The 9,194-nt window shown below is 72.2% G+C and carries 6 protein-coding genes, 1 tRNA gene and 1 pseudogene; 2 read left to right on the plus strand and 6 right to left on the minus strand.

Going from position 1 to position 9,194, the window contains the following annotated elements:
* Positions 1 to 2: 2 nt before the first annotated feature.
* The gene (locus FE633_RS27140) at positions 3 to 1,235 is read right to left on the minus strand and encodes a hypothetical protein (RefSeq protein ID WP_138047823.1); all 1,233 of its coding nucleotides are present in this window, start codon (positions 1,233 to 1,235) and stop codon (positions 3 to 5) included.
* Complete coding sequence (locus tag FE633_RS27145) at positions 1,232 to 1,798, minus strand: DUF4365 domain-containing protein (protein ID WP_119102475.1); 567 nt, start codon at positions 1,796 to 1,798, stop codon at positions 1,232 to 1,234. The genes FE633_RS27140 and FE633_RS27145 overlap by 4 nt, the downstream gene beginning before the upstream one ends.
* A gap of 179 nt (positions 1,799 to 1,977) precedes the next feature.
* Between FE633_RS27145 and FE633_RS27150 the strand changes: the two genes are divergently transcribed.
* Complete coding sequence (locus tag FE633_RS27150; protein WP_138047824.1) at positions 1,978 to 2,703, plus strand: 3'-5' exonuclease; 726 nt, start codon at positions 1,978 to 1,980, stop codon at positions 2,701 to 2,703.
* A 75-nt stretch (positions 2,704 to 2,778) separates the two neighbouring features.
* Here FE633_RS27150 and FE633_RS27155 read toward each other — a convergent pair.
* Positions 2,779 to 2,850, minus strand: a tRNA-Val gene (locus FE633_RS27155).
* Between the two features lie 39 nt (positions 2,851 to 2,889).
* Complete coding sequence (locus FE633_RS27160) at positions 2,890 to 3,348, minus strand: SRPBCC family protein (protein ID WP_138047825.1); 459 nt, start codon at positions 3,346 to 3,348, stop codon at positions 2,890 to 2,892.
* 103 nt (positions 3,349 to 3,451) lie between these two features.
* Here FE633_RS27160 and FE633_RS27165 point away from each other — a divergent pair, with 103 nt between their 5' ends.
* Positions 3,452 to 5,920, plus strand: coding sequence for an SCO7613 C-terminal domain-containing membrane protein (locus FE633_RS27165; protein ID WP_138047826.1), 2,469 nt, complete (start codon positions 3,452 to 3,454; stop codon positions 5,918 to 5,920).
* Positions 5,921 to 6,018: 98 nt separating this feature from the next.
* On the opposite strand, the gene FE633_RS27170 is transcribed toward FE633_RS27165, so the two are convergent.
* Entirely contained in the window at positions 6,019 to 8,757 is a 2,739-nt protein-coding gene (locus FE633_RS27170; protein ID WP_138047827.1) for an exo-rhamnogalacturonan lyase family protein, read from the minus strand.
* 89 nt (positions 8,758 to 8,846) lie between these two features.
* Positions 8,847 to 9,194: pseudogene (locus FE633_RS27175) on the minus strand (hypothetical protein); the annotation flags it as partial.

Consider the following 9,194-nt stretch of genomic DNA (forward strand, 5'->3'; position numbering starts at 1 on the left):
AGTCAGTCCCCGCCGCACGCCTCTTCGAAGAAGTCGAGGTTCTCCTGGAGCGACTTCATCAGCCGGTCCCGCTCGGCCTCGTCGACCTGCACGGGCGTGACCCCGGACGCCCCGGTCAGCCGCCGGAAGCCGCCCCGGCTCTCCAGCCGCCCGATCACCCGCACCGGCACACCCACCAGGTGGGCATGGCCCGCTGTCCGGTACGCCTCCTCGTCGAGGGTCGCCCGTACGTGCGGAACCTCGGCGCCCGCGAGGACCCGCAGCCGTACGGTGCCGTCGCCGCAGGGCCCGGACCTGCGCATGCGCACCACGGTTCCGGTGATGCGCACGGGCACGGACGGTTCCTCGCGCAGGTAGCGGGCGGCGGCCTCGCGCAGGGCGGGCAGGTCGCCGGGCGAGAACTCGACGGGGTCGGCGGATGTCGCGCACCCCTCGGGGACCCCGGCGGCAGGCGCCCACTCGACGGCGATCCTGGCTCCCTCGGTGCCCCGCACGAGGGCCACCAGCGCCTCGGTGAGCTCATGGCTGACGCCTGCTTCGACTGCCGCGTCGAAGGCGTCCATGCCACCGGTGGCGCGCTGGTAGTCGATGGCTTCGCGGGCCGCGTACAACGCCTGGTGGAGCCGGACGGCGAGCGGCCGTCCGGTGGCGACGGGCACGAAGGCGGTGAGCTGCCGACCGCCCGACGCGGCTCCGACGAGCACGTTCTCCAAGGACGCGGCGGCGGGCCCGCGGTGGCGGGCGCCGTAGTAGCCCGCACGCGCGCGTGCCGCGAGGGCGCCCGCGAGGAGCATCTTGCGGGCGGCCGTGCGCAGTTGCTCCTCGACGGTCCAGGGCGCGACGCCGACGGGGCCGCTGGGGACGTCGCGCCACCAGCGGATCTCGTCACTGGGCACGGCGAGACCGACCAGGACCTCGCGAGCGGAGGGCGAGCCGCTGCGGGACAGGGCGACGAGGGCTTCGCCGAGGAGGTCTTCGCTGTCGGGGAAGGCACGGTTCTCCGGCACGAGCAGGCTGGTGCCGGAGCCGCCGGCGCTGCCGGACCCGGGTGGGGTCCAGCGGCCGTACCGTCCGGCGGCTCCGCCGCGGCGCTGCCAGCCGTGCCGGTGCAGCAGCGCCCCGAGGACGGCGGGGTCCACCTGGTCGGGCCTCGGTGGCTGCTCCCACAGAGCCGGTGTCTCCACGGGGTGGGGCCTCACCGGTCGTACGGGTTCGTCGGTCGGGCGGTGCGTCACGGTCTGCCTCCCGTTCCGACCCGCGTCATGATCTCGCAGAGTGCTCGGTCGTCGAAGATGCGCGAGGTCGGTATCCGCACGGTGGTCCTGCGCCGGCCGGTGACCGGATGTCCGGCGAGGTTGGTCCAGTAACAGCAGTGCCGAAGATCGAGCCGGTCGTGACCGGCGCGCAGCCAGTCGTCCTGGGACCTGGGCACGAGCATCACGACCAGGATCTTGTGGACGGAGACCGGGGTGCGGGCGAGCTTCTCCAGGTGGGCGTTGTCGAGCGTGAAGGAGAAGGCCGGGCCTGCGGGGTTCGGCGGGATCTGGTACGTGCACTTGAGCTGCACCTTGATGGTGACTTCGTCGTCGACCGTGTGCCGGGGGGTGCTGTGGCTGACGTGCCAGTCGATGCCGTTGTCCGGAAAGGGCTGGGACAGCGAGCAGCCCGCGGCCGCCGCGACCGCGTGTAGATAGCCGACCTGCAGCGTCTCCATGCAGGCGGTGGTGGCGAGCGTGCCGCGATGCGGTGCTGACCGCTGGGGCAGCAGCCCGCCCTGTTCGGGCTGCGCGAGCGCCATGTGCCAACAGCCTTCCAGAACTGGTGAATCCCCGTACCGGGCCGCTGAACTGCGAAGACCCTCATCTCTGTTGTCTCCTTCCGGCGTACGGCGCAAACAGCCCGGGTATCACCGAATCGGGCAGAGGACGGCACGGACGGAGCGTCAACTGCCGAGGGTGAACGAGGAGTTGTGTGCGCATGACGAGCTGGTACGAGGGGCCCTTGGCCGCGTTCGACACGGAGACGACGGGTGTGGACGTGGAGACCGACCGGATCGTGTCGGCCGCCGTCGTCGTCCAGGACACTTCCGGCGGCCGGCCACGCGTGAGTCGCTGGCTGGTGAACCCGGGAGTTCCGGTGCCCGAAGGGGCGACCGCGGTACACGGGCTGACGGAGGATCATCTGCAGCGCAACGGCCGCTGGCCTTCGCCGGTGATGGACGAGATAGTCAGGGAACTGGCCGAGCAGAGCGCGGCGGGACGGCCGATCGTGGTGATGAACGCGCCGTTCGATCTGACGCTGCTGGACCGGGAGTTGCGTCGGCACCGGGCGTCGTCGCTGGACCGCTGGTTCGAGACCGCGCCGCTGCGCGTCCTCGATCCGCGGGTCCTCGACAAACACCTGGACCGCTACCGCAAGGGCCGCCGCACGCTCACCGACCTGTGCGCGCACTACGGCGTGGAGCTGGCCGGCGCCCATGACGCCGCGGCCGACGCGCTGGCCGCGATGGAGGTGGTACGCGCGATCGGGCGCCGTTTCGCGGTCCGTCTGGAGCGGCTCTCCCCGACCGAACTGCACACGCTGCAGGCGGTCTGGCACGCCGCACAGGCCCGCGGCCTGGAGGCGTGGTTCGCGCGCAGCGGCACGGACGAGGCGGTCGATCCGGCGTGGCCCCTGCGTCCCGAACTCCCCGCGGCGGCGTGAGCGCGGCACACATCCCGGGCAAGCTCCTGGAATGCGAAAAACCGGCCCGTATGAGACGGGCCGGTCTTCTCCGGGTGGGCGATACTGGGTTCGAACCAGTGACCTCTTCGGTGTGAACGAAGCGCTCTCCCACTGAGCTAATCGCCCGGGAACGCACTGAACCATACAGGTCCCGGCGGGTTTCCATCAAACCGATTGAGGGTTCTCGCGGAGGTACGCGGCGAGCCCTCGCCGCCCGGCCCGCATCATCAGCGCGTGGTTGGCGCGGAACGCCGGCCGTCCCGGCACCGCCAGACGCCGCAGCAGGGGTTTGGTCACGTGGACCTCCTGGTCGTAGCGGGCGCGTGTGCCCGGCCCGTCGGAGGTGAGGGTCCAGCGCGCCCAGCCGTCCACGTCACCCGTCATCGTGATCTCGAGGACCCCGGCCGCCGGGTCCCGGCGCACCTCCCGCGCGGTGAACACCAGGTCGTACGGGAGCAGTGAGCGGATGCGGATGACACCGCTGCTGTCGTCGAGCCGTGTCACCTCCCGGACCTGTGGCCACCACCGGGGGTAGTGCTCGGCGTCGGCCAGCGCGTCGTACACGTCGTCGGCCGGGGCGGCGAGGACCCACAGGCTGCGGAAGCGGTAATGCGTCCAGTCCATGGGGCCGAGTCTGCCGGTCGACGGTCGCCTGCGGGGAATCTGAGTACGACCTGAGTACACGCACTCATGCCGTGCGACGTGACCTGGACCACACTCCTGAGGCATGACGAAGATTCCGCCCCCGGCCGAGGAGTTGCGGATCCTCGACCACGAGCTGTGGCAGCTCGACGCGCGCCGGGGCCAGTTGCTGGCGCGCCGGGCCTGGCTGGTCGGGGTACTCCAGTCGGCCTCGGCCCAGGCCCTCGCCCCAGACGCGGCTCCCACTCCGACCGCCGCTCCGACCGCCGCTCCTCGTCCCGGGCAGCCGACGGGCACCGCGCCGCGGCGGGAGACCACGGCGCCCAGCGTGCAGAACGTGCTGCTCGTGCTCGGCGGCGTCCTGCTGACCATCGCGGCGATCGCGTTCACCCTGGTCAGTTGGGGTGACCTGGGGATCGCGGGACGAGCGATGGTGCTCGGCGCGGTCACGCTGGCCGCGCTCGGTGTGCCCGTACCGCTGCTGAGGCGCGGACTCCGCTCGACAGCCGAGTCGGTGGCGGGCCTGGGCCTCGCGCTGACGGTGCTCGACGTCTACGCCCTGCACCAGGTCGCATTCCCGGACGCGGACGCCACCGGTTACGCGGCGGCCGCGTCCGCGCTCCTGGCCGCGCTGTGGGCGGCGTACGGGCTGGCCCTCGGCGCGCTGCGCCTGCCGCTCCCGGCCGCCATGGCGGCGGCTCAACTCCCCTTGTTCCTCTGGGCGGTGGCGGCCGGTGCGGGCGATCACGCGCTCACGGCGGTGTTGCTCGTGACGGCCGCGTTCGATGCGGTGATGGCGCTCCGGATGTCCGTGAAGTCCGTGCGGCTCGTCGCCGCCGTCGGCGCGTACGGCTGGGGTGCGTGGGGCGTACTGGCCGCCGGCTGGCTTTCGTGGGAGGCCACTGGTCCGAGCGCCGCCGCCCGTGCGGCGGCGCTCCTCTTCCTCGCCGCGGCGATCGCGCTGGGGGCGGCGTGGCATGTGGCGAACGTGAAGACCGCCACCGGCATCGCGCTCACCGGCGGCCTGGTCGTGGTCGCCGCGATCGGCGGGATCCCGCGGCCGGTGCTGCCCGAGACCTGGACGGTTCCGGGCTACCTGGCGTGCGGCATCGCGGTCGCGGTGCCGGCGATCCTGGGCATCGCCCGTCTCCCGGAGCCCGTACGCCGCGGCCTGGTGGGGGCGTCCGCCGGCGTCCAGGCCCTCGCGGTGGCGTGGGCGCTGTCCCCCGTTGGCGTCGCGCTCCTGGGCCCCGTGGGCCGGCTGGGACGTGTGTGGTCCGGGGCTCCGGCCGACGCCCGTGACGCGGTGACGCTCGCCGACCCATGGCCTGCGGACGCGGACACGGCCCCGCTCGTCCTGGCCGTGGTCGCCATGGTCCTGGCGTGGGCGTTCCGCAGCGGGCCACGCCGTCCCCTGGCGCTGAGCGGCGCGCTGACACTGGCCTGGGCCACGGCTCTCGTTCTCCCGGCCACGCTCGAACTTCCTTACAGCGCCGCCCTGTTGGCGCAGGGCGTGACCACGGCGGCGACGCTGGCGGCAGCGGCGTACGGACGTCGAGGAGGGACGCCCGAGCCTGCCTCGCCTGCCTCACCTCTTCCCCTCACGGCCCTCGCGCTGGCGCTCGTCACCTCTGTCCACCTCGTCCTCCTTTCTCTGGCGACCGAGACCGCGACCCTCGCCGTTCTCACCGGCCTGACGGCCTTGTTCGCAGCGGTGGCCCTCACGCATCGGCTCGCGCCCCTCTGCGGGCCCGTCTGCGCCGCCGCCTCGACGGCGTACGCCGCCGCGCTCGCCTGCGCCACCGGCGCGTCTCTGGGCTGGCAGCCGCACCACATCGCGCTGCTCGTGCTCGTCGTGCCGGCCACGGCGGCGCTGCTCGCGGCGCGGCTCAAGGAGGCTGCGCCGACCGCGTCCGTAGAGGTCACGGGGGCCGTCGCGGGACTCCTGGCCATGGCGCTCGCGATCACGGACCTCCCGACACTGGCCCTCGTCCTGGCCCTGTGCGGTGTGATCGCCGCCGGAACCGCCGTCCGCCCGGACCGACAGCGAGCCGGATACGCGGCCGCGGCACTGTTCCTGTTGGCCACCTGGGTGCGCCTGGCGGCTTGGGAGGTCGACGTCCCGGAGGCCTACACGCTGCCGGTGACCGTCCCGGCGCTGGTCGTCGGTGTCGTACGCCGGAGCCGTGACGCACGGGTCTCGTCCTGGACGGCGTACGGGGCGGGCCTGTCGGTGACGCTGGTGCCGAGTCTCGTCGCGGCGTGGGGTGACCCGGACTGGCCGCGCCCGCTGCTGCTCGGCGCGGCCGCGCTGCTCGTCACGCTCGTGGGTGCCCGGCACAGGCTGCGGGCGCCGCTCCTGCTGGGCTCCACCGTGCTCGCCCTGGACGCGCTGCACGAACTCGCCCCGTACATCGTCCAGGTGGCCGGTGCGCTCCCGCGTTGGTTGCCTCCCGCACTCGCCGGTCTGGCGCTGCTCGCGCTCGGCGCGACGTACGAGCAGCGGATCCGTGACGCACGGCGAGTGCGGGAGGTGCTTGGAAGGATGCGTTAGCGCTCCACTGGGGGTGTGGGAAAGTGCGGGTCCGTTGTGGCTGGGCGCGCCCACGCGGCGGAGCCGCAGATGTCACAGCCCCGCGCCCCTTCAGGGGCCTACGGCATCTTGTCGCCGAGCAGCGCCAGGTTCTCGATGGCCGCGAGGCCGTACAGCGAGGTGTCGTTGGTGCTGACCCAGGTCGCCTCCTCGCCGGCCACCAGGCCGAGCGGTCCGCTCACCTTCTCCGTGGCCCAGGGCGCCGACTCCTTGTAGCCGTCGGAGTTGTAGAACTTCTCCCAGGCCCGCTTGGCGAGCTTCTCGTCCCCGGTCTGCACGGCCGCGTAGGCGTCGAGGCGCGAGTGGCCCTGGAAGAGCAGCAGGGAGCCGAAGTCGGAACCGTAGCGCGCCTTCTGCTCGGCCTTGGTGGCGTTGAAGTAGCGGCAGTAGTCGAAGTACGCCTCGTTGAACTTGGGCATGTCGACCAGGTCGATGAGCTCGGCGCACAGCTCGTTGAGGCCGAAGACCGCCGACAGGTGGGAGACGGAGACGGCGGCCTTGTCGGCGACGGCGAACTTGCCCGTGTCGAGGTCGTACAACCCGCTGCCCTGCACGAATCCGTTGGGCTGCGCGGCGATCGTCTCCATCGTGGACAGTACGCGCGCCTTGGCCTTCTCCCACTTCGGGCCCTTGCGCTCCCACTCCGTGAGCCACGCGGAGACGAGACCGCTCCAGTCCGTGCCGAAGCCGATGGACAGCGCGTGGCGGTCCGGGGTGTACGGCTCGGTGCGGATCTTGCGGATCGGGTCGAGGACCAGGAACGTCTCGTCGGAGTCGACGTTCGCGTGCATGAGGTCGCCCACGCGTTCGTCCGCCGTGAGGAAGTAGTAGTAGCGCCGGTACGTGGTGTTCGCGATGCGCTGCTGCTTGGCGCTGTCGGCGTAGTGCTGCACACCGTGCCGGGTGCCGAGGCCGGCCCACTCCCCCAGGTGGTAGACGTCGACCTCGCCGGTGTGCCGGGTCATGGCCTCGGCGAAGCGGAAGATGTCGGCGCGACCGGAGCGCAGATACGCGAACCAGAGCCAGAGGTCCGGCGACAGCTCGGAGTTGTCCCAGGCGTATCCGCCGACGTCGTAGCGCCACTGGTGCCGGGCCGTGTCGTACGTGTGCATGATGTCGCCGTAGTCCCAGAAGCCGTACCAGCGGCGCATCTCCACCTGGTCCTTGTAATACGTGAACAGGAAGTCCAGGTGGTCCTCGATCTTCGCCTTGGCGGGGCTGGAGCGGTCCGGCTCGGAGAACAGGCCGCCGAAGACCTTGGCCTTGATGAGGTGCTTGGGCGGCGCGGCGAGCTGCGGGAGCGTACGCACGGCCTCGACCTGTTCGGCGAGCTTCGCGGGTGACGGCGTCGACTCGTTGGCCCAGAAGAGGAGTTCGGAGGTCCGGGCGATGCCGTAGGGCGTGCCGAACTCGGGCTCGTAGTCCTCGTATGTGATGTTGAGGCCTTCGAGCTGTTCGGCGTACGTGTCCTGGCCCATGCCGTCGTGGTAGAAGCGCAGGTCCATCGGCTGCGCCTCGGGTGACCAGAGCCAGAGGGTGACCTCGGCCTCGTCGGTGTGGGCGTCGCGGATGTCGAGCTGGGCGGGGAACTTCTCCCAGAAGTCCCTGAGCCCGAAGGAGAACCCGCCGCTCGCCCCGCCGACGTACCCGAAGCCGGAGGCACGCCGTCCGCCGCCCGCGCCGATCCAGCCGTGCCCCTTCTTGGTGCGCTTGCGCAGGGTGAAGCCGTCCGCGGAGAGCTGGGAGAGGGAGTAGTCGCCCCACTCGGGGATGTACTGCAGCCTCGTCGTCACGCGCTGGTCCCAGGTCGACGGATCGGGCAGCTTCTCCCCCGCGAACTGGGCCGCCTGCACGGCCGCGCCCGGGTCACGACGCAGCCCGGTGATGCCCTTGACCGCCTCGCGCAGCAGCCCGGTGCCGTCCCCGCCGATCCGGATGTGCCGGTCGTACGCGGCGTCCCGCATCGGCACGGTGAAGCGGACGCCGAGCCCGCGGATGAAGTCGCCGCTCGCCTTGCCGGGCTCCTGCTTCCCATCGAACGTGATCGTGTGCACCATGCGGAACGACTCGCCGCCCGCGAAGAAGTAGAGCCGGATCGAGAACGGCAGCCAACTCCGGTCGCCGCGGCGGTGCTTGCCGTCGATGCGGACGACTCCGCGGACCGGCCCGTCCTGCTCGACCTCGACCTTGGAGATGGCGCTCTCGAACCGCTCGTACTTCTCCGTGCCCTGGTCGCCGTCCTCGATCTCGGGCTGGCGCAGCAGAACGAGGCGGCCGTTCTTGGCGATCTCGGTGGAGCCGCGGGTGACGGACTTGACGAGGGTGGAGCCGCTCTTGCCGATCTTCGCTGTGATGACGCCGGTCGACACGGTGATGCTGCCGCCGCTCTTGTCGACCGTGACCTTCTTCTCGGGGGCGGCGGGCGAGCCAGCGGCGAGGGTGAGCTTCCCGGCGCCGGCGCCGGGGCCGACCGCGTGCGCGGTCCACTTCAGCGAGCCGTCCGGCCAGTAGGCGATCGGCCAGGACTGCACCGCCACGTCCTTGCCGTCGGCGTCCTTCAGCGCGAACGTCTGGTCCTTCTCGTACGCGCCCTTCGGCCAGGGCACGCCCACGGTGGAGCCGGGGGCGGCGCCGAGGCCGCCCTCCTCCAGCCAGTCCAGTGTCACCGGGTCGGCCTCGGCCGGCTCGGCTCTCGGCGCGGCCTGCGCGTCCTTCGCGCCCAACGCCCAGCTGAACTGGGCGGCGGCTCCGGCGACGGCGGCCGCCTTGAGCAGGGACCTGCGGGGGATGGGGGACATGGCCTTTCCTTTCCGTGCGGGGAAGTCAGGGGCATGACAGAGAGAGGTGCGGCGCCGCCGGGGGCACCGAACCTTGCTCGAGTGACCGGTCAGCGACGCCTGCCGCGCTCCTCCACGGCGAGGGCCGCCGCCGCGACGGCCCCCAGGACGGGGACCGCCAGCGGCGCGACGAACCAGGCGGAGCAGGCCACCACGGCCAGCCCGCCGACGAGCAGGAAGGACCCGGCGGGGTCCAGGACCGTACGGCGCCCCGCGGCCGCGAGCAGCACGCGCCAGGACGCGCCGGGCTCCCAGACCGCCGCCGCGCGCAGCCCGGCGACGCCCAGTCCGATCAGGGCGAACAGGCCGACGGCGCCGACCACCGGGCCACCGGGGATGCCGGCGCGCACCGCTTGGACGTCCACCCAGACCGCGGCGGCCGCGGCCCAGCCGGCCAG

The organism is Streptomyces montanus (genome assembly GCF_005786655.1).
Taxonomy (GTDB): domain Bacteria; phylum Actinomycetota; class Actinomycetes; order Streptomycetales; family Streptomycetaceae; genus Streptomyces; species Streptomyces sporangiiformans.

Excerpts from the sequence above, each read along its gene's own strand:
- FE633_RS27165 (WP_138047826.1), top strand. The coding sequence starts at position 3,452 with ATGACGAAGATTCCGCCCCCGGCCGAGGAGTTGCGGATCCTCGACCAC.
- FE633_RS27150 (WP_138047824.1), top strand. The coding sequence starts at position 1,978 with ATGACGAGCTGGTACGAGGGGCCCTTGGCCGCGTTCGACACGGAGACG.
- FE633_RS27170 (WP_138047827.1), bottom strand. The coding sequence starts at position 8,757 with ATGTCCCCCATCCCCCGCAGGTCCCTGCTCAAGGCGGCCGCCGTCGCC.
- FE633_RS27145 (WP_119102475.1), bottom strand. The coding sequence starts at position 1,798 with ATGGCGCTCGCGCAGCCCGAACAGGGCGGGCTGCTGCCCCAGCGGTCA.
- FE633_RS27160 (WP_138047825.1), bottom strand. The coding sequence starts at position 3,348 with ATGGACTGGACGCATTACCGCTTCCGCAGCCTGTGGGTCCTCGCCGCC.